Origin of the sequence: Streptomyces luteogriseus, from assembly GCF_014205055.1 — a bacterium.
GTDB lineage: Bacteria > Actinomycetota > Actinomycetes > Streptomycetales > Streptomycetaceae > Streptomyces > Streptomyces luteogriseus.
Map to the genome: position 1 here is coordinate 1,769,153 of NZ_JACHMS010000001.1, position 26,194 is coordinate 1,795,346.

Consider the following 26,194-nt stretch of genomic DNA (forward strand, 5'->3'; position numbering starts at 1 on the left):
TGCCACCGAAGTCCGATCCGCACCGACACGCACCTGGAGCAGACATGACCTCCTCCGCCGAGCACACCCCCGAGAGACCGGACGGCGCCGCCGCCCCGGACGCCAGTGCCGCTCCCGCGCGACGCGGGCGGGTCCGGGCACGCCGGGCCGCGGTGATGGCGGTGCCCGCCACCCTGGCCGCCGCGGGCCTCGCGGTCCTCACCGCCCAAGGGGCACTGGGCGTGCAGTTCGCCATCTCCGGCATGCCCTTCACGGTCACCGCGACCGAGCTGGACGGCACCGGCTTCGCACAGTTCGGCGGCCTGGACGAGATGGCCGAGGGCAGCCCCAACGCGGGGGACACCGGCGGTCAGGTGCTGGTCGTCACGTCCGTCATCAAGAACGCGACGCTCACCAAGCTGTGCCAGAGCGTGGACCTGGGCGGCACGAACCTGGTCATCAGGGCGGGTGAGGGCTCACAGAAGGTCAGAGCCAGCGATCTGACCACCGACTCGACCGAGCTGACCGGCAACGCCGCGTTCAACAACATCGAGATCGGCAACGACGCCAGCACACTCGACAAGGCCGGCCCGAAGGGCCGCGGACCGAAGGGCGTGTTCAGCCAGCAGTCCGACACCGTGCACATCGCCAACCTGCGGCAGACCAACTACGCCACGACAGCGGGCGTGTTCAAGCTGCCGGGTCTGAAGCTGGGCTTCAGCGGGTCGGGTTGCTGATGCCGCGCGGTCCGCGCGAGGGAGTCCGGCCCGCCTTCAGGCAGTGGCGGGCCGGCCGGCCGTTCTGGGGCGGGCTGCTGCTCGCCCTGGGCGGGGCGGAGGTCCTGCTCACGCTGAAGGCGTCGCTGGACGTCATCCTGCACGTCGGCATGCAGGGCCTGGCCGGCTACCTGCTGCCGGTCGTCATGCTGCTGTGCGGCGTACTGATCCTCTTCAACCCCGCCCAGCGCCTGTTCTACTCGGTCATCGGGGTGCTGGTCTCCCTGGGCACCTGGCTGACCTCCAACCTCGGCGGCTTCTTCATCGGCCTGGCCCTGGGCCTGGTGGGCAGTTGCCTCGCCTTCGGCTGGCTCCCGGACCAGGAACCCCGCGTCAGCCGCAGGCGGCGCCGGAAGGAGGCCCAGGCCGCCAAGGCCGTGGCACGGCCGCTGGAGCGGGAGGCCGGCCGGACCGCCTGAATCAGGCCAGTCCCCCTCGACCCCCTGGCGCGGCCCGGCCGCGGCCACTTGGCTGGACGTGTCGCGCGCCCGCCCCGCCGGGCGTACGCGCACTCCGAGAACAGCCGTCAGCCCGGGGAGAGTCCGATGGAGTTCAGCCGCCCGATGGTGATCGACCCGACCGGCCGCGACATCCACGGCGAGGCCGCACGGATCCGTGAGCGCGGACCCGTCACGCCCGTCGAACTCCCCCACGGCGTCCCGGCCTGGGCGGTCAGCAGCGCACCGCTTCTGAAGCGGCTGCTCACCGACCCGCGGGTGTCGAAGGACCCACGCCGGCACTGGCAGCGCTGGATCGACGGCGAGGTCTCACCGGACTGGCCGCTGTACACCTGGGTCGCGGTGCAGAACATGTTCACGGCGTACGGCACCGAGCACAAACGCCTGCGCACCCTCGTCTCCAAGGCCTTCACCGCCCGTCGCACCGCCGCGCTGCGCCCTCGGATCGAGGAGATCACCGCGGCGCTCCTCGACCGCGTCGCCAAGGCGGGTGCCGACGGCCACGCTGTCGATCTGCGGGAGGAGTTCTGCTATCCGCTGCCCATCCAGGTCATCGGCGAACTGCTCGGGCTGCCGGAGGAGTTGGGCGCCGAGCTGCGGGTCGTGGTGGACGGCGTCTTCCACACCTCTGCGGACCCGGCCGAAGTAGCCGACATCTACGCCCGGTTCTACGCCGTCCTCGGCGAACTGGTCGCCGCGAAACGGGCGGCACCCGGAGACGACCTGACCTCCGCGCTGATCTCGGCCCGCGAGGAGGGCGGCGGCACACGGCTCAGCGAGCAGGAGCTGCTGGACACGCTGATGCTGGTCATCAGCGCCGGTCACGAGACGACGGTCAACCTGCTCGACAACGCCGTCCACGCGCTGCTCGGCCACCCCGCCCAGCTCGCGCTCGTCCTCGGTGGGCAGGCCTCCTGGGACGACGTCGTCGAGGAGACGCTGCGGGCCGAGGCGCCGGTGGCCAGCCTGCCGCTGCGGTACGCGGTCGAGGACCTGCCCCTCGGCGAACTGGGCGGGCCGGACGGCGCGGTGATCCGCAAGGGAGAGGCGATCCTCGCCGCGTACGCCGCCGCCGGACGCGACCCGGAGCAGCACGGCCCGGACGCCGCCGTCTTCGACGTCACCCGGGCTTCGAAGGATCATCTGGCCTTCGGGTACGGCGTCCACCACTGTCTGGGCGCCCCGCTCGGCCGGTTGGAGGCGCGGGTGGCCCTGCCCGCGCTCTTCGAACGGTTTCCCGGCCTGACTCTCGCCGTGCCGGTGGACGGACTGCCTCCGGTGGACTCCTTCATCTCCCACGGCCATCGGTCGCTGCCGGTGCTGACGGGCTGACGGGCGGCGCGACGGGCGCCGTGTCCCAGGGGTCCGGCTCTCCGGCGCCCTCCTCCTTCAGGGCCTTGGCCACGCTCTTCAGGATCCGCATCGAGCGTCCCAGCGATCGCGCCGTGTCGGTAGCTTCTTCTATCCGAACAGGACGATCACGACGATCGCCACGATCAGCAGATGCCATGGAGGCGACGGCGCGCCGGTGTGGCGCGGACAGTAAGCGATTCCTTCCGCCGTCGGGCCGGTCCGTACGAGGTGGCCGAACCGCACGGACGGTACGGAAAGCCGAGGTGAGAGCATCCACAACCACCCATCGTTCGACCGGTCGGACAGATCATCACGATGCGGCAGCGTCAACTCACGGCAAGTGGCCGCTCACTTGACGACCGGTGGTCACACACGGTTGGCTCCGGGCCAGCGAGAGTCATGCGGTCGGTGCACCTGCGGCCCCGCTCGCACTCTCACCCTGCTCTTGCTCGGCCGCACAGCGAGGTCCGCCCCTCATGAACATTCCTCCCCCGCCGCACACCTCCGTGAGACGCACCCGTCTCGCGGCGCTGGCCTCCGCCCTGTGCCTGCTGGTGTCCGGCTGTTCCGTGCTCGGCGCGGCCGACGACGCGACGGACGGAGCGGGCGGATCCGGCGGCGGGATGAAGGTCACCCTGGTGACGCACGGCGGCAAGGGTGACGCCTTCTGGGACCGGGTACGCCGGGGCGCCGAGGCGGCGGCCGCCAAGGACGGCGTCGAGCTGACGTACGTCGGTGACGCGGACCCGGCCGCGCAGGCCGAACTGGTGCGGGACGCGGTCCGCGACAAGGCCGACGGCATCGCGGTGACCCTGGCCAAGCCGGCGGCGATGCGCGGTCCGGTCGCCCAGGCCAAGGCGGCCGGCATTCCCGTCGTCGGGCTCAACTCCGGCATCGACGCCTGGCGGCCGACCGGGCTCCTGGAGTACTTCGGCCAGGACGAGTCCGTCGCGGGCCGGGCCGTCGGCGACAAGCTGGACGACCTCAAGGCCCAGCACGCCCTGTGCGTGGTGCACGAGCGGGGCAACGTGGCGCTGGAGGCCCGTTGCGCCGGCATGCGGAAGACGTTCCGCGGCGACACCGACAACCTGTACGTGGACGGCAGCGACATGAACGCGGTGACCGCCGCGATCGCGTCCCGGTTGCGGCAGGACTCGAGCATCGACGAAGTCGTCACGCTGGGCGCCCAGTACGGGCTCAGTGCCGTCAAGGCCGTGCGGCAGGCCGGCAGCCGGGCCAAGGTCGCCACCTTCGACCTCGACAAGGACCTGGTCGAGGCGGTCAAGGACGGCGAGGTGCAGTTCGCCGTGGACCAGCAGCCGTATCTGCAGGGCTACCTCGCGGTGGACGCCCTGTGGCTGTACCGGACCAACGGCAACGTCAGCGGCGGCGGCACGGCCCCGGTCCTCACCGGACCCGCCTTCGTGACGCGGTCGAACGTGTCCGCCGTGGCGCGGTTCGCGGCCGCCGGGACCCGGTGACCGGACGCTTCCCGTGACGGTGTCGCCAAAGTTTCGGTCAGGCCCGACCCGCACGCCCACTTGTACGGATAACATCCTGCCCATCCCATGTGCCGCACCCGGGACGGCACCACCCCCGCGCCCGTCCCCCACACCCCCCGACCGCTCCGCCTCCCCGCTCCTCACCTCCCGCTGATCGCCCTAGGACGACGATGTCTCGACGGACAGGTGCCCGGCGCCGTCTCGGTTCCATACGCCTCTCCCTGGTGCTCCTGGCCCTCGTGCCCAGCGTCACCCTCGCCGCCATGTGGGGCGTGACGACGATCCAGATGTTCTCGGAGGGCCTCCGGCTGCGCGACCAGACGGACCTCAGCCGCTCGACCGGTGCCATGGGCACCGACGCGACGCTGGCGCTGCAACGCGAGCGCAGCCTGTCGGCCGCTTGGCTTGCCACCCCGAAGGGTTCCCGGGCCGCCCTCGACGCGCAGCGCGCGGAGACCGACAAGGCGGTCGCCAAGCTGGTCGGGCAGGCGGACGCGATCGAGAAGGCGCCCTCCCGCATTTCCGACCGGCTGTACTCGGTGCTGGGCTCGGTGGGCAGCCTGGAGTACTACCGGGACCAGGTGGACGACCCGACCGACATCACCGCGCAGCAGGCGCTGGACCAGTACTCCTCGATCATCGACGACCAGATCCACGCCTTCCAGGAGCTGTCCCAGGTCGACGACGGCGACCTCACCTCGCAGGCCGGCCCGCTGGTGGGTCTGGAGCACGCGGCGGAGCTGGTCTCCCGGGAGGACGCGCAGCTGACGCTGGCCTGGCCGACCGGGCATCTGGACGACACGACGTGGACGCAGTTCACGGAGCTGGTGAACACCCGGCGCTGGCTCGTCCAGGACCAGGTCCTGCCGCAGTTGACGGGCGGCGCCAAGGCCCAGACCGAGCGGATCCTGGCGAGCCGCGAGTGGCAGACGCTGCAGTCCGTCGAGGACCAGGTGCTGGCGTCCCGCAACGCGAGCCCCACCGCCGACCGGATCGCCCTGCCGGACGCGCGGAAACGGTGGTCCGCCGCCATGGACCGGCTGTCCGACCGGTACGCGGGCCTCATCGAGCAGCAGACGGCGGGGCTGCTGGAGCGCAGCGCCGAGAAGGCCGACGCCCTGCTGCTCAAGGCGGCACTGCTGAGCACCGGTGGGCTGCTCGCGCTGCTGCTGTGCGTCGGCATGTCGTGGCGGATCACCCGCTCGCTGTCCCGGCGGCTGCGCGGCCTGCGCCGGGCCGCCGTCAGCCTCGCGCAGGAGCGGCTGCCCGACGTGGTGGCGCGGCTGGACCGGGGCGAGACGGTCGACCCGGAGTCGGCGACGCCCGAGCTGGACTACGGCCATGACGAACTCGGCCAGGTGGCACGGGCGTTCAACACCGCCCAGCGCACGGCCGTGCACACCGCGGTCGAACTCGCCGACACCCGGCGCGGCTTCCAGAAGATCATCCTGGGCATTGCCCGGCAGAGCCAGAACCTGGTCAACCTCCAGCTGAGCAAGCTCGACACGCTGGAGCGCGAGCACACCGACCCCGACATCCTCAAGGGCCTGTACGAACTGGACTCCACGGCCAGCCAGTTGCGCCGCTACGAGGAGAACCTCGTCATCGTCAGCGGCGAACGGCCCGGCCGCAGCTGGACCGAGCCGGTCGCCCTCATGGACATCCTGCGCAGCGCGGTCGGGGAGGTCGCCGAGTACCAGCGGGTGGAGGTGCTCACCGAGGAGGAGGTGTACGTCGCGCCGCCCGCGGTCGCCGACGTCATCCACCTGCTGGCCGAGCTCATCGACAACGCGACCGCGTACTCCCCCGCCCCGAGCCCCGTCACGGTGCGGGCCGGGATGGTGGCCAAGGGCCTGGCCGTCGAGGTCGAGGACCGCGGCCTCGGCATGTCGGAGGAGGACTACGCGTCCTTCAACGAACAGCTGGCGGTGCCGCCGCAGTTCGACGTGGTGGCGCTCGCCGACGACCTGCGCCTCGGCATGTTCGTGATCGGCCGGCTGGCCCACCGGCACGGCATCGCCGTCACCCTGCGCTCGTCGCCGTACGGCGGGACCACGGCGATCGTGCTGGTCCCGCACGAGATCGTGGTGCGGGAGACGACTGGCGGCGACGAGAAGGACGGCGACACCCCGGAGGACGGGCTGATGGCGGTGGACGGACGGGGTGCGAGGGACGCCGGGCCCGGCGAGGCGCCGCAGCGCGCCGACGTACCGGAGAAGTCCGAACGCGGAACCGAGCGCACCGCCGGGTCCGTCCGCGAGCCCCGGCCCCTGGTCACCGCCCGCACGGCCTCCGCCGCCCCGTCCGCCACGAGCGAGGTGATCCCCCGCCGGGACGGTCTCACCCCGCTCCCCCGCAGAGTGCCGCAGACCAGCCTGGTGGAGGAATTGCGCGAGGAGTCCGCGCCCGCCGAGCACGACGGCTTCCTCGACGACTTCACCGCGGAAGCCGCCGCGTCCTCCCTGGCCGGTTTCCAGCGCGGCACCCTCCGGGCCCGTGACGACGACGCCGAGCCGCCCCACGACGAGGAGGTGGCCGCAGCACCCCGGCAGGACCCGGCCGCCCCCGTCCCCTCGACTCCGCCCGCCGACCGCTGACGAAGGACACCGCAATGACACGCCCCATCCCCGCCACGCACACCCAGCTCGACCAGCTGCTGACCGGACTCGTGGAGCGGGTCGCCGACGTGAACCAGGCCGTGGTGCTCTCCGAGGACGGCCTGGTGGTCAGCAAGTCCACCGGATTCCTGCGCGACGACGCCGAGCGGCTCGCGGCGACCGCGTCCGGGCTGATGAGCCTCAGCAAGGGCGTCAGCATGGACTTCCGGGGCGGTCCGGTGCGCCAGGCGCTCATCGAGATGGCCAACAGCTATCTGATCCTGACCTCCGCAGGCCCCGGTGCGCACCTGGTCGTGCTGACCGGGCCGGGCGCGGACGTCGGGGTGGTGGCGTACCAGATGAACATGCTGGTCAAGAAGATCGGCGAACACCTGAGCGCGGCACCGCGGGGCATGGCCGGCCCCGTCGTCGATCCCGGCGTGTGAGGTGGAAGTAGGTGATCCGGCTGGGCGGCTCGTCAGGCCGTTCGCTCTGACCGGTGGCCGGACCCGGCCCAGCCGCGCCGACTTCACGCTCATCTCCACGGTCACGGCGGTGGATCCGCCACCCGTCACGGTGGCCCGGTGCCAGCCCGAGCACTCCCGGATCCTCAGGCTGTGCGCGGAGCCGGTCGCCGTGGCGGAGCTGGCCGCCCGGCTCGACCTGCCGGTGAGCGTGGTCGTCATCCTGCTCTGCGACCTGCTGGAGGCGGGCCGCATCACCGTCCGCCCACCGCGCCTCGTCTCCCGTACCACTCCGGACCTGGACCTGCTGCAGAAAGTGAGGGAAGGCCTTGGCCGGCTCTGACCTTGCCACCGACGCGTCTTCGGCACCCGACACGGTCAAGATCCTCATCGCCGGGGGCTTCGGCGTCGGCAAGACCACGATGGTCGGGTCGGTCAGTGAGATCGTCCCGCTGCGCACCGAGGAACCCCTGACCATGGCCGGTCTGGGTGTCGACGACCTCGACGGCATCGAGGAGAAGCGGGCCACCACGGTGGCCCTGGACTTCGGCCGGATCACCATCAGCCGGGAACTGGTGCTGTACCTGTTCGGCACGCCGGGGCAGCAGCGGTTCTGGTTCATGTGGAACGACCTGGCGCTCGGCGCGCTCGGCGCGGTGGTCCTGGTCGACGTCCGCCGGCCCGAGTCCAGCTTCGCGGCGATCGACTTCTTCGAGCGCCGGCGCATCCCGTTCGTCGTCGGGGTCAACGGCTTCCACGGCGAACACCCGTACCCGCCGGAGGACATCAGGGAGGCGCTCGCGGTGCCGGAGCACGTGCGGGTGCTGCTGTGCGACGCCCGGGACCGGGAGTCGTGCCGGGACGTGCTGATCGCCCTGATCGACCAGCTGATCGCGTCGGCGGTGCAGGCGTAGGGGCCGGCCGCGGGAGTGCCGGACCGGGCGGTTCCTTCCGCCCGGGTCCGGTGGTCAGCGGTCCGTCAGTTCAGGCCCGCCGACTTCAGCCACGCGGTCGCCACGTCCAGCGGGTCCTTCTTCTCGAGCTGCACCTGCGTGTCCAGCTCCAGGAGCGTCTTGGTGTCCAGCTTGGCGGAGACCGCGTCGAGTGCGTCGGCGCCCTTCTGCGGGAGGCCGCTCTTGTTGACCAGCGGGGTCACGTTGGCGAATCCGAAGAGGTTCTCCGGGTCCTTCAGGACGACGAACTTCTCCTTCACGATGGTCGGGTCCGTGGTGAAGACGTCCGCGGCCTGGACGGTGTTCCTGGTCAGCGCCGCCTGGGTCAGCGGGCCGCCCGCGTCGAGCGCCTTGAAGGTCTTGAACTCCAGGCCGTACACGGACTTCAGGCCCTTGAGGCCCTGCTGCCGGGTCTGGAACTCGGGGGAACCGCCGATCACCAGATCGGGGGCGGCGTCCTTGAGGTCCGCGAGGGTGGAGGAGGAGGTCAGCTTGTACTTCTTCGCGGTCTCGGCGTTGACGCTGACCGAGTCCTTGTTCTCGGCCGGCGACGACTGAAGCAGGGTCAGCTTCTTGTCCAGCTTGGCCTTGACGGCCGCGTTCACCGCCTCGGCGGACTTCTGCTCGGCCTTGGGGTCCAGGTAGGCCAGCAGCGAGCCGTTGTACTCCGGCAGCACGGTGACGGAGCCGTTCTTCATCAGCCCGTAGGTCGTCTCACGGCTGCCTATGTTGTGCTTGTACGAAACCTTGAGGCCCTTGGCCTTGAGTGCCTCGCCGTAGATGTCGGCGAGCAGGGTGCTCTCGGCGAAGTTGTTGGAGCCGACGACGACGGTGCCCGCCTTCGCCTTGTCGCCGGCCAGGGGGTTGTCGGAGGAGCCGCCGGACGAACAGCCCGCGAGCAGCGCCGCAGCGGCGGTGAGCGCGACGGCCGCCGCGCTGGTGTGCCTCGTCCTGGACCTGCTGCTCTTCGCGGTAGAAGTCATTCAACGATCCAATCCAGCCGCTTTGTGATCAGTCAAGAGCGTGCTGGTCACGGTTTGTTACAGACCCGGGGCCGGGTCTCAGCGTCTGCGCACCCCCGGCGACACGGCCACCCGGCCCGCCGCCCAGAACAGCGCCAGCGTGACGAGCGCCAGCACGGCCACCAAGGTGGCGCCGCCCACCACCTTCTCGTAGTCGCGCTGGTAGAGCCCGTCGACGATGTACCGGCCGAGGCCGCCCAGGCTGACGTACGCGGCGATGGTGGCCGTCGACACGATCTGGATGGCCGCCGAGCGCAGACCGCTGAGGATCAGCGGAAGTGCGACCGGCAGTTCGACCTGGAAGAGGATCCGCGACTCGTGCATGCCCATGCCGCGCGCGGCGTCCACCGGGGACGGGTCGACGGTGCGGACGGCCTCGTAGGTCGTGACCAGGATCGGCGGCACGGCGAGGACGACCAGGGGGATCATCACGGGCAGCAGGCCGAAGCCCATCATGATGACGATCAGCACCAGCAGGCCGAAACTGGGCAGCGCGCGGGCGGCGGTGGCGATGAACGCGAGGGCGTTGCCGCCCTTGCCGGTGTGTCCGGTCAGCAGGCCGACGGGCAGGCCGATCGCGGCGGCCAGGACCAGGGCCAGGGCCGAGTACTGGACATGTTCGAGCAGGCGTTGCGGAATTCCGTCGTAGCCGTGCCAGTGGGCGCTGTCGCTGAAGAAGGCGTTGACGAAGTTCAGTACGTTCACCGGGTCACGTCCTGGGGGGCGGGCAGCTGCTGTCGCGTGCTCGGCTTCGGGCGCCTGCGGGTGCCGTTCGGCATCCACGGGGTCAGCACGACGCGGAGCAGCACCAGCAGGGCGTCGCACAGGATGGCCAGGACGGCCGTCGTGATCACGGAGTTCACGGCCAGCTCGGGGCGGTCGTACTTCTGCGCGTCGGCGAGCAGGTTGCCGAGGGCGCCCTGGTTGCCGATGAGGGTGCCGACGCTGACCAGGGAGATGCTGGAGACGGTGGCGACCCGGAGCCCGGCGATGATGGCGGGCACGGCGATCGGCAACTGCACCTGCACGTAACGGCGTACGGGTCCGAACCCCATGGCGGTGGCCGCGGCCAGGGTCTCCTGCGGCACGGAGCGCACCCCGTCGACGATGGCCGGGACGAGCACCACGAGGCTGTACACGGCCAGGGGGATCATCACGGTGAGCTCGGTCTGGCCGGTGTAGTCGATGAGGACGACGAAGAAGGCCAGCGACGGGACGGCGTAGAGGATGGTGGTCGCGCCGAGCACCGGCGGGTACAGCCAGCGGAAGCGGACGCAGAGCTGGGCGAGCGGCAGCGCGAGCAGCAGCCCGGCCAGGACGGGCAGCAGGGCCTCGCGCAGATGCAGTCCGATCAGGCCGGCGTAGCTGTGCTGGAGGTCGCTCGGGATGTCGAAGAAGCCGTTCACGACGCGACCTCGGCCTCGTCGGCGTGGCCGGCGGCGTGGGCGCTGCGGATGGCCTCGCCGATGGTCTGCTGCGCGACCACGCCGGTCACCCGGCCGGTGTCGTCCACGGCGACGGCCCAGCCGGACGGGGAGAGGACAGCGCAGTCGAGGGCGGCCCGCAGGGAGTCGGTGCCGGGGACGAAGGGCCGGCCGTGCGGCAGGAGCCGGCCGGGGTCGATGTCGCCCGCCGTCAGGTCGTCCGGCCCGGCCCAGCCGAGGGGCTTCCCCCCGGCGTCGGTCACCAGGAGCCAGGCGGCTCCGGGGGCGGTGATCTGCTCGGCGGTGGCGTCCACCGGGATCACCGGGCCGGTCGTCAGCGGGAGTTCGGCGGAGGGGAAGAACGACAGCCGCCGGATGCCGCGGTCGGCTCCGAGGAAGTCCTCGACGAAGGCGTCGGCGGGGTTGGACAGCAGCTCGGCCGGGGGCGCGTACTGGGCGAGGTGACCGCCCTCGCGCATCACGGCGACCATCGTGCCGAGTTTGATCGCCTCGTCGATGTCGTGGGTGACGAAGACGATGGTCTTGCCCAGCTCGTCCTGGATGCGCAGCAGTTCGTCCTGGAGTCCCTTGCGAACCACCGGGTCGACCGCGGAGAACGGTTCGTCCATGAGCAGCACGGGCGGGTCGGCGGCGAGCGCCCGGGCCACGCCGACGCGCTGCTGCTGGCCGCCGGAGAGCTGGTACGGGTACCGCTTGGCGAGTGCGGCGTCGAGGCCCACGCGCTCCATCAGCTCGGCCGCCCGGGCCCGGGCCTTCTGCTTGCCCCAGCCGAGCACGCGGGGCACGGTGGCGATGTTGTCGAGGATCGTACGGTGCTGGAAGAGACCGGCGTTCTGGATGACGTAACCCATCGACCGGCGCAGGGTGGTGACGGGCCGGCGCTGGATGTCCTCGCCGTCGAGGAGGATCGTTCCCTCGCTCGGTTCGACCATCCTGTTGATCATCCGCAGGGTGGTCGTCTTGCCGCAGCCCGAGGGGCCGACGAGGACGGTGATCGAGCGGTCGGGTATCTCCAGGGACAACCGGTCGACAGCCACCGTGCCGTCCGGATACCGCTTGGTGACTGATTCGATCCGTATCAAGGCGCCGGAGCCCTTCGGGTTGGCGGAAGCGTTGGCCATGGTCGTACGGGCTGTTTCCGGACGAGTCTAGAGGGCGCCCCGTCACCGGTCCGTGGGGCGTCCATCCTTCACGGGCAGACGCACGGTGAACACCGTCGCTCCCGGTTCGCTGGTCAGCTCGATGCGGCCGCCGTGGGCGCGGACCAGCGACTGGGCGACCGCGAGGCCGAGTCCGCTGCCGCCGCGGTCGCGGCTGCGGGCCTTGTCGACGCGGTAGAAGCGGTCGAAGACCCGGGCCCGGTCGTCGGGAGGAATGCCCGGCCCGGTGTCGGCGACCCGCACCTCGGCCGCGCCGGGCGCGACGGCCACCTCCACCGACACCTCGGTTCCGGCCGGGGTGTGCACCGCGGCGTTGGTGAGGAGGTTGTCGACGACCTGCCGGATGCGCAGCGGGTCCATCGCCAGCCGTAGCGGTCCCGGACCCGCGAGGACCGTCAGCGGATGGTCCGGGCGGGCCGCGCGGAAGGCGTCCGCGGCCTGGACCACCAGCTCCACCAGATCGGCGTCCTGCCGCCGCAGCGGCGCCTCCACCTCCGCCGCGTCCAGCCGGGCGAGCAGCAGCAGGTCGTCCAGGAGGATGCCCATGCGGGCGGCCTCGGCGCGCAGCCGGGCCAGATGCCGGTCGCGTTCCTCGGGGGCGTTGGCGGCGGCGTACTGGAAGAGGTCGGCGTAACCGCGCACCGACATCAGCGGGGTGCGCAGTTCGTGCGAGGCGTCGGCGACGAAGCGGCGCAGCCGCTGCTCGGCCTCGGCACGCACGGCGAGGGAGTCGTCGATGTGCTCCAGCATCGTGTTGAAGGCGGTGCGCAGTTCGTCCACCTCGGGTCCGCCGTCCCGGCCGTCGGCGCGCAGCGGCAGCCGGGCCGCCGACTCGGTCAGGTCGTGCGAGGTGATGCCGTGCGCGGTGGACGCCATGTCGCTGAGCGGCTTCAGGCCCCGGCGCAGCAGCCGGCGGCCGAAGACGACCAGCGCGAGGACCGCGAGGGCGAAGGTGACGACCTGAAGGGTGATCAGCTGCTCGACCGTGTCCTCGATCTCGTCCATGGGCGCGGCGCTGACCAGGACCACGCCGCGCTCGACCTGGCAGGCGCGCAGCCGGTAGGAGCCCGCGCCCCTGAGGTGCTCGGTGCGCAGGAGCTCGGTGTGCGCCACGGTCTGGGCGCGGGCCAGCGATGTGAAGTCGTCGACGTCCTTGGGCAGGTCGGCGGGGTCCTCGGGCCTGCGGAGCTCGGGCGTGCCGTCCGACACGTCGTACACGGCGTAGAACCAGCTGTAGTACTTCTTGCCCGAGAGGGTGCCGTAGTCCGCGATGCTCTTGGACTGGGCGATCTGGGCCTGGGCGAGCTGGGTGTCGAGCTGGGCCGACAGATAGTCCCGCATGTACATGGTCAGGGCGGTGCCGACGACGGCGAACACGGCCAGGGACAGGGCGCCGAGGCCGAGGGCCAGCCGGGTGCCGAGGCGCATGCGGCGGTAGGCCCGGCGCAGCCGGGCGATCACTCGGCGGCCTGCCGCAGCACGTACCCGAAGCCGCGCACGGTGTGGATCAGGGGCGCGCCGCCGTCGTCGGTCTCGTCGAGCTTGCGGCGCAGCCGGCTGACGACCAGCTCGACGACGTTGGAGCGGCCGCCGAAGCCGTACTCCCACACGTGGTCGAGGATCTGCGCCTTGGTGAGCACGGTGGGCGACTTGCGCATGAGGTAGCGCAGCACCTCGTACTCGGTCGGGGTCAGCGACAGCAGCCTCGCGCCGCGCCGGACCTCCCGGGTGTCCTCGTCCATCGTGAGGTCGCCGACCCGGAGCACGGACCGCTGGAAGGCGGGTCCGGCGCTGCGCCGCAGCACGGTCCGCAGCCGGGCCATCAGCTCCTCCACGGCGAACGGCTTGACCAGGTAGTCGTCGCCGCCCCGGGTGAGGCCGGCGACCCGGTCGGCGACGCCGTCGCGCGCGGTGAGGAACACCACCGGCACCATCGTGCCGGAGGCGCGCAGCCGGTCCAGGACGCCGAAGCCGTCCACGCCGGGCAGCATCAGGTCCAGCACCACGATGTCCGGGTGGAACTCGGCGGCCCGCTTCAGCGCGTCCTCGCCGGTGTACGCCGTGACCGCCTCCCAGCCCTCGTAGCGGGCGACGGTCGCGACGAGGTCGGCGATGGGCGGGTCGTCGTCGACGACGAGAAGTCGTACTTTTTCCACGAACTCATAGTGCTGCACGGGTCCGGTGCCGCCATAGCCGCGCACCCCCTCGCAGCGGGATCGATAAACACTTGAAAGTTGAGCGACAGCTTCCCGACAGCTCCCCCGCGCCAAGCTCGGTGTCCCAGGAGCCGATCAAGGAGCTGCCGACCGTGACGACCGTCCGACAACCCCCCGTGGCGACCCGCCCTGGTGTGCGCCCCTCAGTGGTGGGCCGCACCGGCCTGTACGCGGTGCTGCTGGCGAACGCGGTCGTGGTGGCCGTGTTCTTCGCACAGGCCGGTTTCGCCTCGAACGCGCTGATCGTGCTGGGCCGGCTGACCGGCCTGTACGCGGCGCTGCTCATGGCGTTCCAGCTGCTGCTGGTGGCCCGGCTGCCGTGGTTCGACCGGAGGATCGGCATGGACCGGCTGACGTCCTGGCACCGCTGGACCGGCTTCTCGGTGCTGTGGCTGCTGCTGTCGCACGCCGTGTTCATCGTCTTCGGCTACGCGCGGTCCTCGTCCCTGGACCCGGTGAACCAGTTGGTCGACCTCGCCGAGACCGTCGAGGGTGTGCTGCGGGCGATCGTCGCGCTGGCGATCATCCTCGTGGTCGGCGCGGTCTCGGCCCGTTACGCCCGCCGCCGGCTGGCGTACGAGACCTGGCACTTCATCCACCTGTACACCTACGTGGCCGTGGTGCTGGCGTTCACGCACCAGGTCGCCGCGGGGACGACGTTCGCCTCGTCCCCGGCGGCGACGGCGTACTGGTACGGCGTGTGGGGCGTGGCCCTGACCTCGGTGTGCGCCGGCCGGCTGGTGCTGCCACTGTGGCGCAACCTCCGCCACCGGCTCCGGGTGACGGCCGTCGTGCCCGAGAGCGACGACGTGGTGTCGGTCTACATCACGGGCCGCGACCTGGACCGGCTGCCCGCCCGGGCCGGGCAGTTCTTCCTGTGGCGGTTCCTGACGAAGGACCGCTGGTGGCAGGCGAACCCGTTCTCCCTGTCCGCCGCTCCTGACGGCCGTACGCTGCGCCTGACCGCCAAGCGGGCCGGTGACGGCAGCGCGGCCCTGCGGCACCTGAAGGTCGGCACCCGCGTGTTCGCCGAGGGCCCCTACGGCGCCTTCACCACCCTGCACCGCACCCGTCCCGACGCCGTGCTCATCGCCGGGGGCGTCGGCGTCACGCCGATCCGGGCCCTGCTGGAGGAACTGCACGGCCACGCGGTCGTGATCTACCGGGTGTCCACGGACCGGGACGCCGTCCTCCACGACGAACTGCGCGACCTCGCGCTCGCCAGGGGCGCCGAACTGCACCTGGTCACCGGCCCGCCCGTGCCCGACCGGCTGGCGCCGCGGGAACTCGCCCGGCTGGTGCCGGACATCGCCGACCGGGACGTCTACCTGTGCGGTCCGCCGCCGATGATGAACGCCGTCCTCGGCAGCCTGCGCGAGCTGGGCGTGCCGGGGCCGCAGACCCACTTCGAACGCTTCAGCCTGGCCGGATGACGAGGAGACCGTCGTGAAACGAGCCCTGCCCGTCCTCGTCCTGAGCGTCGCCGGACTGATCCCCCTGTGGCGCTACGCCCCGTCGCACGACACCGGGTCGTCCCCGGCCGCCGCGGCGCCCGCCCCGACCCCCTCGGTCTCGTCGTCGGGCGGCACCACCTCCACGGTGGTGCCGGGGTCCACCGTCGACACCGAGAAGGGACCGGTGCAGGTCGAGGTCACCTTCGACGGGGACCGGATCGCCTCGGTGCGGATGCTCCGGCAGCCTGACCATCCGCAGACCACGGCCGCCGTACCGCAGTTGATCGAGGAGACCCTCCAGGCACAGAGCGCCGACATCGACACGGTGTCCGGCGCGACCGTCACCAGCGACGGCTACAAGGAGTCGCTCCAGGCCGCCCTCGACGCGAGGGGCTGAGGGGCATGCGCCGCGTCGAGCACGTCATGGGGTTCCCGGTGTCGGTGCGGATCGACGACGAGGACTTCCCCCGGGCACCGGTGGACGACCTGTTCGCCTGGCTGCGCGAGGTCGACGCCCGGTTCAGTCCGTTCCGCCCCGACAGCGAGGTGTCACGGCTGGACCGGGGCGAGGTGCGCACGGCGAGTCCGGGGCTCCGCGAGGTCCTGGACCTGTGCGAGGAGTACCGGATCGCGACCGGGGGTGCCTTCGACGTCCGCCTCCCGGGCCGCCGTCTCGACCCCTGCGCCGTGGTGAAGGGCTGGTCGGTGCAGAAGGGGGCGGACCTGCTGTCGGCGGCCGGTGCGACGCGCTTCTGCCTCAACGCGGGCGGCGACGTGATCGCCTCCGGCGGCCCCTGGCGCGTGGGTGTGCGCCATCCCGAGCACGCCGACCGGCTCTGCACGGTCCTGGACGTCACGGACCGGGCCGTGGCAACCTCCGCCCGCTACGAACGCGGCGACCACATCCTCGACGGCCGCACCGGCCGCCCCGCGACCGGCCTGCTCAGCATGACCGTGGTGGCCCCGACCATGACGGAGGCGGACACGGTCGCGACGGCGGCGTTCGCCCTCGGCGCGGAGGGTGTCGCGTGGGCGGCGGCCCGCGAGAACTGCGAGGTGTTCGCGGTGGACGCGGGCAGGCGAGTGCTGCGGAGTGCGGGGTTTCCGGGGGTGGCGGGCCCGGTCGTGGCAGCGTGAACCGGGGTGGCGGGCCCGGGCGTGGCGGCCTGAGCCGGTGGCGCCGGTCAGCTGTCCGGCACGGCCCGCCCGCTCCCCCTCCGGGACGGCGCGGCCCACGCCCCTGACACGATGCCCGGCGAACAGGCGACCGGAACTCCCTTGGTGCGAGGGACGGTTGCTCGGACTACACCTCCCGCAGCACCTTGACGTCCCACGGTCCGAGCGGCACCGCGTCGGCGAACACGGCATCCGACAGCGCGTCCCGCAGGGCCGTCGGCACCGGTACGGACACCTCGTCCCACGACCAGTTGTGCAGGAAGCGCACACGACGGCCGTCCCGGGCGGTCGCCGAGGTCGCCGTGACGCTCGGGTGGGCGGGACGCCAGGCGCCGTCCGGGGCGTACCGGTCGAACAGCGCCCGGGCGAAGACGGGGCCGGGCACGGTGCCCACGTAGGTGATGCGTCCCGCGCCGTGACGGTGCGTGGTGGCGGCGGGCCAGCGGCCGAAGTGCGGGTGCTCGTAGGCCGCCAGGGTCTCGGCGCCCTGCGGCGACAGCCCGTCCGCCCAGTGCAGGGCGTGCGCGCCGGGCGGGAGAGGGAGCAGGTCCGTGCCGGTGACGGGCAGCGGGTCACGCAGGTTGCTGAACTCGTCGTACGTCACCCCGGCCGCCTCGGCCAGCCGCCCCGGCTGGAGGTCGGTGCGGGCCCGGGCCTCGGTGTCGCCGTAGCCCGTGCGGGGGCCGAGGACGAGATGGCCGCCGGCCTCGGCGTGGGCGCGGAGCCGGTCGAGGACGGAGTCGTCGGCCGCGTAGTAGGCGGGGACGACCAGCAGGGGCGGCAGTTCAGTGTCCGGGAGCTGCCCGGGGTGCAGGACGCGGGCCTGGAGTCCGGCGTCGAAGGCCCCGCGGTAGAACGCGTCGAAGATCCTCTCGTACGACCGCCCGTCTGGACCTCCGTCGGTATCGGCCAGCGGCGGCTGGCCCTGGAGCGCCCACTTGCTGGGCCCGTCGTAGAGGAAGGCCACGTCGGCGTCCGGGGTGAGGGCCGAGACGAGGTCGCCCGCCTGCTCCAACTCACCTCCCAGCGCAGCCAGTTCGCGGTAGACGCGGCCGGGGCGGCCGTTGTGCGGGAGGATCCCGCCCCAGTAGGTCTCGGTGCCGAAGTGCAGGGTGTGCCAGTGCCAGTACTCGATCATCGAGGCGCCGCGGGAGATCAGCGCCCAGGCCGCCTGGCGCCACTGGCCGTCGTAGGCGGGGCGGTTGTCCCACGGTCCGCCGATGGCCTGCGCGTCGGTCTCGGTGACCAGGAAGGGCTCCTGGCGTGAGGAGTACATGCGGTCGGCGCTGCGGTACAGCGCCCAGGTGCCGTTGGTCGTCCAGTGCTGTCCGCCGGCGCCGGTGTCCGGCAGGGCGAGGGCGTCCTGCATCGTGTAGTACGGGTTGCCCGCGGTGACGTCGAGGCGTTCGGTGAGCCTGTCGTCCTCGACGCCCTGACGGTCGTAGGAGATGCACGTGGTGACGAACTGGCCGGGGCGGGCGTACTCGCGGACGATGTCCGCCTGCCAGGCTATGAACTCCGTGACGAGCCGGGCCTGGAAGCGCCGCCAGGCCAGGTCGTACTGCGGCTGGGCATTGCCGTCCGGGGTCCACAGGTCGGCCCAGGTGGACAGCCGGTGCGACCAGTAGACCAGGCCCCACTCGCGGTTGAGGGTCTCCACGTCGCCGTACCGTGCGCGCAGTTCGTCGGTGAAGCGCTGGAAGACGCCGTGGTTGTGCAAGAGGTGCGGGCCGGGTTCGTTGTCCACCTGCCAGCCGATGACCGCCGGGTGGCTCGCGTAGCGTTCGGCGACCCTGCGGATGATCCGCTCGGCGTGGAAGCGGAACGCCGGGTGCGTGAAGTCGACCTCCTGCCGGGCACCCCAGCCGATGCGCTCACCCGTGCGGGACTCGCCCGCGATCTCCGGGTACTGCCGGGCCAGCCAGGGCGGCACCGCGTACGTCGGCGTCCCGAGGATCACGGAGATGCCCCGCTCGTGGGCGCCGTCCAGGACCGGCTGGAGCCAGTCGAGGTCGAAACGCCCGTTCTCGGGCTCCCAGGTGGACCAGACGGACTCCCCGACCCGGATGACGCTGAAGCGGGCCTCGGCCATCAGGTCGAGGTCGTCCTTGAGGCGGTCGTAGGGCTGGTACTCGTGGTAGTAGGCGGCGCCGAACAGCACGCGCCGGGGCAGTTCGAACATGTCTCTCCTCCAGAGGTATTGATGGGACGTCAGCCCTTGACCGCGCCCGTGGAGAGCCCTTCGAGGAGCTGTTTGCGCAGCAGCACGAAGAGGGCCACGGCGGGCAGGACGGCGAGGACCGCTCCGGCGAGCACGAGGTCGTACTGCCGCTGCTCCGACACGAACAGGGTCTGCAGGCCCAGCGGCAGGGTGTACTGGGAGCTGTCGGACACCAGCACCAGCGGCCACAGGAAGCTGTTGTAGCTCTGCAGGAACTGCCAGACGCCGAGCGCTCCCAGCGCGGGCCGCAGAAGCGGCAGCACGATGGTCCGGAAGATGCCGAACTCGCTCGCCCCGTCGATCCGGGCGGCCTCCAGCACCGAGTCCGGGATGGACTGCACGATGTACTGCTGCATCATGAAGATCCCGAACGCGGGCGCCACCCACGGCACGATCAGCGCGAACCAGGGGCTGCCGAGCCCGGTCTTCACCAGGATCACGAACAGCGGCACGAGGATCACCGCGAACGGTATCGACAGCGAGCTGAACATGACGTTGAACAGCAGCCGTTTCCCCGCGAAGCGGAACTTGGCGAAGCCGTAGCCGGCGAGTGCGCACACGAAGACGGACACGACCGTGGCGACGACGGCGACGACCGTGCTCATCAGGAACCAGCGGCCGAAGGGCTGCTCGGTGAGCAGACTGCGGTAGTTGTCCAGGGTGAAGGGGTCGGGGACGAGTTCCGGCGGGTAGCCGAAGATCTCGCCGCGCGGTTTGAACGAGCCGCTCAGCGCCCACACCAGCGGGGCGAGGAACCCCACGAACAGCAGGAGCAGGAAGACGTGGAGCGGCAGGCGGGCGCGTGTCACGAGGCGGCCCTCCCGATGCCGAGGAGACGGTTGAAGAGCCGGCTGAGGCCGAAGACGAGGACGAACAGCACGACGGCGGCGGCCGCCGCGTAGCCGAACTGCTGGCGCTGGAAGGCGGCCCGGTAGATGAACATGGTCACCGAGAGGGTGGACTCGGCCGGCCCGCCGCCGGTCAGCAGATACGGCTCCTCGAAGATCTGGGCCGCGCCGATGAAGGAGGTGACGACGACGAACGCCGTCACCGGCTTCAGCGCCGGCAGGGTGACGGTGGTGAACGTCCGCAGCCTGCCTGCCCCGTCGAGCGCGGCGGCCTCGTACAGCTCCCGGGGCACGTTCTGGAGCCCGGCGAGGAAGAAGACGGTGAGGTAGCCGGTCCAGCGCCACAGCATGACCAGGGCGATGCTCACCCTGGCCAGGTCCGGATCGCCGAGCCAGTCGACACCGCCGGAGCCGAACAGTGCGCGCAGCACCGCGTTCGCGAGCCCGAACTGCCGGTCGAAGACCAGCCCGAAGACGAGCGCGACGAGGATCGGCGACACCACGATCGGCACGAAGTAGGCGGTCCGCCACAGGTCGCGCACGCGCAGTCCCCGGGTGTTGAGCGCCTGGGCGATCAGCAGGGCGAGCGGGACGACCAGGCAGAGGGCCACCAGCACGAACACGGCGGTGTTGCCGAGGGCCCGGTGAAAGCTGATGTCGGTGGCGAGCAGCCGGTAGTTGCGCAGCCCCACCCAGCGGGGCGTCCCGAGCCCCACCCACTCGGTGAGACTCAGCCACAGCGAGACGCCGACCGGGATCAGCATGAACAGGACGTAGAGAAGATAGAAGGGCGAGACGAAGAGGTAGGGCGCCCAGGTCCGGCGGGGGCGTCGCTCCTCCCCTTTCGGTGTGCTACGCGCGCGGGCAGCGCCGGGCGGCCCGACAACGGTGGTGGTCATGGCGGGTTGCTCCTCGTACGCCGAGTTCGTGAGCGCCCCAAAGGAGCGCGGGGCAGTATCGATGTGCGGCTCCGCCGCGTGGGCGCGACAAGCCCCAACACCTCCGCACCCGAACTACCGCCCGGCCTGGTCACGAAAATCCCTCGCCGTCTGCTTCAGCGCCTGCCGAGGCGACAGATCCCCGTGATACGCCCGCAGCAGATTCCCCCCGAGCACGTCGTAGAGAATCGACTGGTCGGGACTCTGATGAAACGGCGGAACATCCGGCAGCAGCGACCGGTACAGCCCGAACAGCCGCTGCCCCCCGCAGAAGTCGTCCGCGTACGCCCCCAGCCGCGAATCCTCGTACACCGACCGCCGGGTGGGCAGATACCCGGTCTCGGTGAACCGCCGCACCTGGCCCTCGTGCGTGAGCCAGGTCCTGAAGAGGAACTCCGTCGCCGCCCGGGTGTTTGGCTTGCCCTCGACGACGCCGAAGCCGGTGCCGCCGAGCGCGGCGGTCACCCCGCCGCCGCCCGCGAACCGCGGCAGCGCCCGCACCCGCCATCTGCCCTTCTGCTCGGGCACGTTGGTCACCAGGCCGTAGTTCTTGTACCAGATGGCCATGGGCAGTCCGATGACCCGGCCGGCCTTCAGCGCGGTCTGTATGCCGGCGCCGTAGTAGTCGGAGACCTCGACGACGAAGCCGCTGCGCAGCCCCTCGCAGAGGAACCGCAGCACCTCCTCGGCCTCCGGTGAGTCCAGGACCAGCGTGCCGTCGGCGTCGAAGAAGGCGCCGCCGCGCTGGTAGAGCAGCATCTGGAAGGACTGCACGACCTGGCCGGGGTCGCTGCCGACCGTGGAGACGACGCACATCGACGCCCCGTGGTCCCGGTGCACCCGCGCGCCGGCCTCGGCGAACTCCTCCCAGGTCGCCACGTCCTCGGGCAGGCCGTACTTCTCGAAGAGGTCCCGGCGGTGGAAGTAGACGACCATCGGGGTGTCCGAGTCGAAGGCGTAGACGCGGCCGTCCCGGCTGAAGGGAGCGGTGCGGGCCGGCAGCAGGTCCTCCTTCAGCCCGGGCACCGCCTCGATGTCGGGGGTGAAGTCGTGCAGCAGCCGCTCGGCGATGTCACCGCGCAGCATGCGCGGGAAGCTGCCGATCTCGAAGCCGACGAGATCGGGTGTACCGCGTCCGGCGACGGCCTGGGCGAGGAGCTTGGTGACGACGTCCGGGGCGCCGGCCCGGGTGACCCTCAGGTGGTAGCGGAAGTCGCCGGTGCGGTCGGCGTCCGGGATGCCCTTCGCGAAGAACCTCTCGTAGCCCGGATCGTGGGTCCACAGGCCGAGGGTGACGTCGCCGGAGGTGCGGGGCGTGGTGCTGCCGCCGCCGCAGGCGGTCAGGGCGGCGGCCGTGCCGAGGCCGAGGGCACCGCGCAGCAGGGCGCGGCGGGCCGGAGAGGCGGGTGCTGCCGGAAGGTACGACACGTGACTCCTCACGTGGTGCGGCTACGGGCGGGGGCGCGCGGGGTCCGGGCCGCGTACCGGCCCGGTCGAGGCCCGTACGGTCAGCTCGACCGCCCGGCCGGCCGGTCCGGCCGGTGCGGGGCGGCCCTCGATCAGGGCGATCAGGGCGTCGACGGCGCGGTCGGCGACGGCGGCGAAGTCCTGCCGGACGGTGGTCAGCGGCGGGAAGAGGTGGGCGGCGGCGGGTATGTCGTCGTAGCCGACGACGCTCACGTCACCGGGGACGGCGCGGCCGGCGTCGGCGAACGCGTGCAGGGCGCCGATGGCCATGTCGTCGTTGGCGACGAACACGGCCGTGACATCGGCGAGCCGGGCGAGCTGCCGTCCGGCGGCGTATCCGGAGGCCGGGCTCCAGTCGCCCGGCGACGGCAGCGGCGGTTCGGGGGCCCCGGCGGCGGCGAGGGCCTCGCGCCAGCCGCGCAGCCGGTCGCGGGCGGCCCACCAGTCCTGGGGGCCGGGTATGTGCCAGACGGTGCGGTGGCCGAGCGACAGCAGGTGCTCGGTGGCGAGCCGGGCCGCCGCGACGCCGTCGGCGCCGACCACGAGCCCGGCACCGGGCATGAGTTCGACGCCCTCCCCGAGGCTGACGACGGGCACGTCCGCGGTCAGCCGCAGCGGCGTGCCGTCGTCGATCGGTTCCGACAGCACGATCCCGTCCACGCCCTGCTCCAGCAGCGCGTCCACGGCGGCCGAGACCTGCTGCCCCTCCAGGGTGCTGGCCAGGGCCACGGAGTAGCCGGCCCGCTGCATCGCCCGCTCCAGGGCGATGAGCAGGGTCGACGGGCCGTAGAGCGAACTGCCGAGTGAGACCACGCCGATGCGCCGGTAGCGGCCGAGGAGCAGGGCGCGTGCCGCGGTGTTGGGGCGGTAGTCCAGGTCGCGTACGGCCCTCAGTACGCGGTCGCGCACCTCGGGGCTGACGTGCGGTTCGCCGTTGACCACCCGCGACACGGTCTTCTGCGACACCCCGGCCGCGCGGGCGACCTCCGTCATCCCGGGCCCGCGGCGGCGTCGTCCACCGGTGGCTCCGGTCGTCGTCATGGAGGCTCCCCTGGGTGGTGGCGGCCGACAGCTCGGACTACGCAGTCACGTGCCTCCCGCGGGGAGAAAGGGCTTGCTTGACTACGTAGTCATGCCAGTGTGGGGATCGGGGCGGGCGGCGTCAATGACCGGGCCGGAACAGGAGTTCGCGCGTCACCCACTCCCACACCACACGCACCGGTTAACCTCGTAGGTCGCCGAAGGTTAACGGGGGTTACCCATGGTGAACGCCGATCGCACGCCGCCGGACTGCCCTGGGGGCCACGAGGGCATGCCGGAGAGCGACGCCGGGCGCCATCTCCAGAACCAGCTCGAGATCCTCATCCAGGACTTCCGCAGGAGCACCGAACCGCCGATGCCGGTGTTCGTCGTGCACGCGCAGGAGAGCCGGGACGACGACGCGGTGGCCGGGCTGGTCCGGCAGCTGCACGCGGGCCAGGAGGCACACGGCACGCGCTGCGCGGTGACCCAGGACGCCTACGAAGGCTCCACGGAGGTGCGCCGGGCCGCGGCCCTGGTGCGGGCGCTGAGCGACCCGCGCAAGTGGGGCGGCCCGAAGGCGCTCTACCGGCGCTACGCGTTCCCCCGGCTGCGGCTGGTGCACGCCATCGACGACGCGGTCGCCGCGCTCGGCGACAGCTGGCCGGCGCCCGCCCCGGGCAGCCCCGAGGCCGGGCAGGACCAGCGGCTGCGGCTGCTGAACGAGCTGGCGCAGCAGCGCTGGCGGCCGAAGAACACCGCCCGCTGGCGCTCGGGCCTGCCGCTGTTCGACATGGCACACATCCTCCCGGCGAGCCTGGTGACCGTGCTCGCCGCACTGCTGGCCCGCAGCGAGTGGTACGTCGCGGTCGGCGCCGGTCTCGTCTTCCTGCTGCTGCTGACGGTCCTCAACTACGTCCTGCCGGGGCGGGCGCCGATCTTCCTGTGGCTGCGCCGGGAGAGCCGCTGGTTCATGACGACGACCTTCCTGAGGGCGGCGGACCAGGAGGAGTCCACCGAGGTGTCGCTGCTGCGCCCGGTGCGCTCCTGGAAGGCGATCGCGGCCCGTGCCTACGACGTGGCCGAGGCGCTCAGGGCGGGTGGCGACTTCCACCTCCAGCTGTGCGTGCTGGCGCTGCGCGAGGACCTGCGGGACAACCACCGGCGCTGGAGCTGGGACCTGCGCGGCTTCAAACGGCCGCGCCCGCCGATGCTGTTCCTGCCCCACGCGGACGACCGCAACGGCGGCGTCGAGCTGATCCGGGCCATCAGCGACGTCCGCAGCCGGCGCAGCGAGCTCGACCCGCTGCTGGTGGTCGCCGCGGTGCGCGCCCACGACGTGGAGCGTCTGGAGCGCAGTGTCGTCCAGACGGTGCCCGCCCCGGACCCGACGCCGCCCACGTTCGGGGTGCGGCTGCGCACCTGGTACCGGGAGTGGGGCCGCAATCTGCGCGCCGAGCAGTCACCCAGCCGGGAACGGTCCGTCCTGCCGTGGGTGATGAAGGTCCCGCTGCCGCACGACCAGTTGGGCCCTCTGGAGGAGGGCCGCCACCATCTGCGGGCCTCCGCGCGGCCGACGCTCGCCCGGCTGGTGTGGGCCCTGCACACCCTGGTCCTGGTGATCGCCCTGCTGGCCGCGGCCACCGTCATGCGGGCCGACGCCCTGCACGACCGGTACTGCTCGGCGTCCGTGCTGACCGCCAACCGGGACACCCGGCGCGAGCCGGCACCCGACGGCCGCACCGAGTGCATCGGCATAGCGACGGACGGACTCCGCTTCGCCGACTGGCTGCCCGCGCCCGAGCCGGGCGACGACGTCAAGGCGCTCGCGGCCGACGACGAGACGCCCTGGACGGTGGCGGACCTGGAGGACCGCATCGCCCGGCAGAACGCGGACGCCCGCGACGGCTCGTACGTCACCGTCGTCTACGCCGGGCCGCTCAGCGCCGACACCGCGGCCGGCTCCTCCCTCGTGAAGGGAGCCGAGGAACTGGCGGGCGTGTATCTGGCCCAGGCCGTCATCAACGAGAACTCCAGCGTGAAGCTGCGCGTCCTGATCGCCAACGGCGGCGTGGACCTGGGCCACCAGGAGGAGATGGCCAGGTCGATCGCCGCGTACGCCGCCCACGACCCGACCGTGGTGGGGGTCGTCGGCACCGGCCGCGACCTGGAGTCGAGCCGGGCGACGATCCGCACCCTGATGGAGGCCGGCCTGCCGGTCGTCTCGGGCACGAACTCCGCGACCTATCTGCCCCGCGAGTTCGCCAACTGGTTCAGCCTGGCCGCCACGGACGAGTGGCAGACCCGTCAACTCGGGCTGATCGCCGCCCAGTTGCGCACACCGGACCGAAGGCAGTACGCCCTCGTCCTGGCTCGCGACACGGCGAAGACCGACGACCTCTACACCGACGAACAGGCGCGCTACGGCCAGGGGATGCTGCGGAGACAGGGCTTCACCCCGCTCCCTCAGCGCCGCTACACGCTGACCGGCGGCAAGCCCGAACTCCGCTCGCACGCCCAGGAGATCTGCCGGGGCAGCCGGGTCCCCTCCGTCATCTACTTCGCGGGCCGGGTCGAGGACATCGACCCCCTGATGACCCAGCTGGGCACCGAGCCGGGCTGCGCCGGGAAGCCCCTGGCCATCCTCACCGGCGACGACCTGTCCAAGGCCGACTTCGCCGGCGGCGGCCAGTCCGTCGCCCCGAAGGTCACGCTGTACCACGCGGCCCTCGCGGAACTGGAGAAGGCCGCCACCCGTACGGCCTTCTACCTGGACGCCGCCGAACATCTGCCCGGACTGCGGGACCACCGCCTGCGCTACGACAGCCCCGCCCTGGCCAGCGGCCAGACCGCCCTCGCCCACGACGCGACCCGCGCCCTGTTCTGGGCGGCCACCCGGGGCGACCGCCCGCAGAGCCGTGCCTCGACCTGGGTGAACCTGCGCAGCGTCAAGATCGAGGGCATGGCCACCGGCACCATCGACTTCACCGGCGCCCCGCTGTACGGCGACCGCACCGGGCACAGCATCGTCCTCAAGGAGGTCAGCCGCACCACCGACGGCACGTCCACACCCCGCGTGGTGTGCCGGCGCACGGCGGGGAACACCGCGCCCCTCACCCAGAAGGAGTGCCGGATCCGCCGCTGA

23 protein-coding genes are annotated in these 26,194 nt (G+C 71.9%); 12 read left to right on the forward strand and 11 right to left on the reverse strand.

Translation table 11 applies throughout. The features are described from left to right. Window positions 1–44: 44 nt before the first annotated feature. From BJ965_RS07990 to BJ965_RS08025, 8 genes are all read left to right on the forward strand, one after another. On the forward strand, window positions 45–716 hold the full coding sequence (locus BJ965_RS07990; protein WP_184908032.1) for a DUF6230 family protein: 672 nt from the start codon (window positions 45–47) through the stop codon (window positions 714–716). Then, a complete protein-coding gene (locus BJ965_RS07995; RefSeq protein ID WP_184908033.1) occupies window positions 716–1,174 on the forward strand; it encodes a DUF6114 domain-containing protein in 459 nt (152 codons plus the stop codon). The genes BJ965_RS07990 and BJ965_RS07995 overlap by 1 nt, the downstream gene beginning before the upstream one ends. A gap of 126 nt (window positions 1,175–1,300) precedes the next feature. Further along, window positions 1,301–2,545, forward strand: coding sequence for a cytochrome P450 family protein (locus BJ965_RS08000; protein WP_184908034.1), 1,245 nt, complete (start codon window positions 1,301–1,303; stop codon window positions 2,543–2,545). A gap of 497 nt (window positions 2,546–3,042) precedes the next feature. Next, entirely contained in the window at window positions 3,043–4,047 is a 1,005-nt protein-coding gene (locus BJ965_RS08005) for a substrate-binding domain-containing protein (protein WP_184908035.1), read from the forward strand. A gap of 191 nt (window positions 4,048–4,238) precedes the next feature. Beyond that, complete coding sequence (locus BJ965_RS08010; RefSeq protein ID WP_184908036.1) at window positions 4,239–6,665, forward strand: sensor histidine kinase; 2,427 nt, start codon at window positions 4,239–4,241, stop codon at window positions 6,663–6,665. A 14-nt stretch (window positions 6,666–6,679) separates the two neighbouring features. Further along, window positions 6,680–7,111 carry a roadblock/LC7 domain-containing protein gene (locus tag BJ965_RS08015; RefSeq protein WP_020271575.1) on the forward strand — a complete coding sequence of 144 codons (432 nt, stop codon included), beginning with the start codon at window positions 6,680–6,682 and terminating at the stop codon, window positions 7,109–7,111. Between the two features lies 1 nt (window position 7,112). Further along, window positions 7,113–7,472: a DUF742 domain-containing protein gene (locus tag BJ965_RS08020; protein WP_184908037.1), complete on the forward strand. Its 360-nt coding sequence runs from the start codon at window positions 7,113–7,115 to the stop codon at window positions 7,470–7,472. Beyond that, a complete protein-coding gene (locus tag BJ965_RS08025; protein WP_184908038.1) occupies window positions 7,459–8,043 on the forward strand; it encodes a GTP-binding protein in 585 nt (194 codons plus the stop codon). The genes BJ965_RS08020 and BJ965_RS08025 overlap by 14 nt, the downstream gene beginning before the upstream one ends. Window positions 8,044–8,108: 65 nt before the next feature. Here BJ965_RS08025 and BJ965_RS08030 read toward each other — a convergent pair whose 3' ends face one another. The 6 genes from BJ965_RS08030 to BJ965_RS08055 form a co-directional block, all read right to left on the reverse strand. After that, entirely contained in the window at window positions 8,109–9,065 is a 957-nt protein-coding gene (locus BJ965_RS08030; protein ID WP_184908039.1) for an ABC transporter substrate-binding protein, read from the reverse strand. Window positions 9,066–9,143: 78 nt separating this feature from the next. Next, window positions 9,144–9,809 (reverse strand): ABC transporter permease, encoded by a 666-nt coding sequence (locus tag BJ965_RS08035; protein WP_184908040.1) that lies wholly within the window; start codon window positions 9,807–9,809, stop codon window positions 9,144–9,146. Further along, window positions 9,806–10,510 carry an ABC transporter permease gene (locus BJ965_RS08040; protein ID WP_031110369.1) on the reverse strand — a complete coding sequence of 235 codons (705 nt, stop codon included), beginning with the start codon at window positions 10,508–10,510 and terminating at the stop codon, window positions 9,806–9,808. The genes BJ965_RS08035 and BJ965_RS08040 overlap by 4 nt, the downstream gene beginning before the upstream one ends. Continuing rightward, window positions 10,507–11,631, reverse strand: a complete 1,125-nt coding sequence (locus tag BJ965_RS08045) for an ABC transporter ATP-binding protein (protein WP_184916933.1) — start codon at window positions 11,629–11,631, stop codon at window positions 10,507–10,509. Before BJ965_RS08045 ends, BJ965_RS08040 begins: the two co-directional genes overlap by 4 nt. An 81-nt stretch (window positions 11,632–11,712) precedes the next feature. Then, entirely contained in the window at window positions 11,713–13,170 is a 1,458-nt protein-coding gene (locus BJ965_RS08050) for a sensor histidine kinase (protein ID WP_184908041.1), read from the reverse strand. Further along, the gene (locus BJ965_RS08055) at window positions 13,167–13,865 is read right to left on the reverse strand and encodes a response regulator transcription factor (RefSeq protein ID WP_030838894.1); all 699 of its coding nucleotides are present in this window, start codon (window positions 13,863–13,865) and stop codon (window positions 13,167–13,169) included. The genes BJ965_RS08050 and BJ965_RS08055 overlap by 4 nt, the downstream gene beginning before the upstream one ends. A gap of 152 nt (window positions 13,866–14,017) precedes the next feature. On the opposite strand from BJ965_RS08055, the gene BJ965_RS08060 reads away from it, so the two are divergent. Genes BJ965_RS08060 through BJ965_RS08070 form a run of 3 tightly spaced genes read left to right on the forward strand, consistent with a single transcriptional unit; the run spans window position 14,018 to window position 16,516 of the window. Continuing rightward, entirely contained in the window at window positions 14,018–15,358 is a 1,341-nt protein-coding gene (locus BJ965_RS08060) for a ferredoxin reductase family protein (protein WP_184908042.1), read from the forward strand. Between the two features lie 13 nt (window positions 15,359–15,371). Further along, entirely contained in the window at window positions 15,372–15,776 is a 405-nt protein-coding gene (locus tag BJ965_RS08065) for an FMN-binding protein (protein WP_184908043.1), read from the forward strand. A gap of 5 nt (window positions 15,777–15,781) precedes the next feature. After that, entirely contained in the window at window positions 15,782–16,516 is a 735-nt protein-coding gene (locus BJ965_RS08070) for an FAD:protein FMN transferase (RefSeq protein WP_184908044.1), read from the forward strand. Window positions 16,517–16,682: 166 nt separating this feature from the next. Here BJ965_RS08070 and BJ965_RS08075 read toward each other — a convergent pair whose 3' ends face one another. From BJ965_RS08075 to BJ965_RS08095, 5 genes are all read right to left on the reverse strand, one after another. Further along, window positions 16,683–18,737 carry a beta-galactosidase gene (locus BJ965_RS08075; protein WP_184908045.1) on the reverse strand — a complete coding sequence of 685 codons (2,055 nt, stop codon included), beginning with the start codon at window positions 18,735–18,737 and terminating at the stop codon, window positions 16,683–16,685. A 29-nt stretch (window positions 18,738–18,766) separates the two neighbouring features. After that, complete coding sequence (locus BJ965_RS08080; RefSeq protein ID WP_184908046.1) at window positions 18,767–19,585, reverse strand: carbohydrate ABC transporter permease; 819 nt, start codon at window positions 19,583–19,585, stop codon at window positions 18,767–18,769. After that, entirely contained in the window at window positions 19,582–20,523 is a 942-nt protein-coding gene (locus tag BJ965_RS08085; RefSeq protein WP_184908047.1) for a carbohydrate ABC transporter permease, read from the reverse strand. The genes BJ965_RS08080 and BJ965_RS08085 overlap by 4 nt, the downstream gene beginning before the upstream one ends. A 114-nt stretch (window positions 20,524–20,637) precedes the next feature. Beyond that, window positions 20,638–21,990: an ABC transporter substrate-binding protein gene (locus BJ965_RS08090; RefSeq protein ID WP_313666752.1), complete on the reverse strand. Its 1,353-nt coding sequence runs from the start codon at window positions 21,988–21,990 to the stop codon at window positions 20,638–20,640. A 21-nt stretch (window positions 21,991–22,011) separates the two neighbouring features. Beyond that, window positions 22,012–23,070, reverse strand: coding sequence for a LacI family DNA-binding transcriptional regulator (locus BJ965_RS08095; RefSeq protein ID WP_184908048.1), 1,059 nt, complete (start codon window positions 23,068–23,070; stop codon window positions 22,012–22,014). A 220-nt stretch (window positions 23,071–23,290) separates the two neighbouring features. On the opposite strand from BJ965_RS08095, the gene BJ965_RS08100 reads away from it, so the two are divergent. Continuing rightward, window positions 23,291–26,194, forward strand: coding sequence for an ABC transporter substrate-binding protein (locus BJ965_RS08100; RefSeq protein WP_184908049.1), 2,904 nt, complete (start codon window positions 23,291–23,293; stop codon window positions 26,192–26,194).

Bases quoted from the DNA above. Each gene is read 5' to 3' on its own strand.
- BJ965_RS07990 (WP_184908032.1), top strand. From the start codon at position 45: ATGACCTCCTCCGCCGAGCACACCCCCGAGAGACCGGACGGCGCCGCC.
- BJ965_RS07995 (WP_184908033.1), top strand. From the start codon at position 716: ATGCCGCGCGGTCCGCGCGAGGGAGTCCGGCCCGCCTTCAGGCAGTGG.
- BJ965_RS08000 (WP_184908034.1), top strand. From the start codon at position 1,301: ATGGAGTTCAGCCGCCCGATGGTGATCGACCCGACCGGCCGCGACATC.
- BJ965_RS08005 (WP_184908035.1), top strand. From the start codon at position 3,043: ATGAACATTCCTCCCCCGCCGCACACCTCCGTGAGACGCACCCGTCTC.
- BJ965_RS08010 (WP_184908036.1), top strand. From the start codon at position 4,239: ATGTCTCGACGGACAGGTGCCCGGCGCCGTCTCGGTTCCATACGCCTC.
- BJ965_RS08015 (WP_020271575.1), top strand. From the start codon at position 6,680: ATGACACGCCCCATCCCCGCCACGCACACCCAGCTCGACCAGCTGCTG.
- BJ965_RS08030 (WP_184908039.1), bottom strand. From the start codon at position 9,065: ATGACTTCTACCGCGAAGAGCAGCAGGTCCAGGACGAGGCACACCAGC.
- BJ965_RS08070 (WP_184908044.1), top strand. From the start codon at position 15,782: ATGCGCCGCGTCGAGCACGTCATGGGGTTCCCGGTGTCGGTGCGGATC.
- BJ965_RS08075 (WP_184908045.1), bottom strand. From the start codon at position 18,737: ATGTTCGAACTGCCCCGGCGCGTGCTGTTCGGCGCCGCCTACTACCAC.
- BJ965_RS08085 (WP_184908047.1), bottom strand. From the start codon at position 20,523: ATGACCACCACCGTTGTCGGGCCGCCCGGCGCTGCCCGCGCGCGTAGC.
- BJ965_RS08095 (WP_184908048.1), bottom strand. From the start codon at position 23,070: ATGACGACGACCGGAGCCACCGGTGGACGACGCCGCCGCGGGCCCGGG.
- BJ965_RS08100 (WP_184908049.1), top strand. From the start codon at position 23,291: ATGGTGAACGCCGATCGCACGCCGCCGGACTGCCCTGGGGGCCACGAG.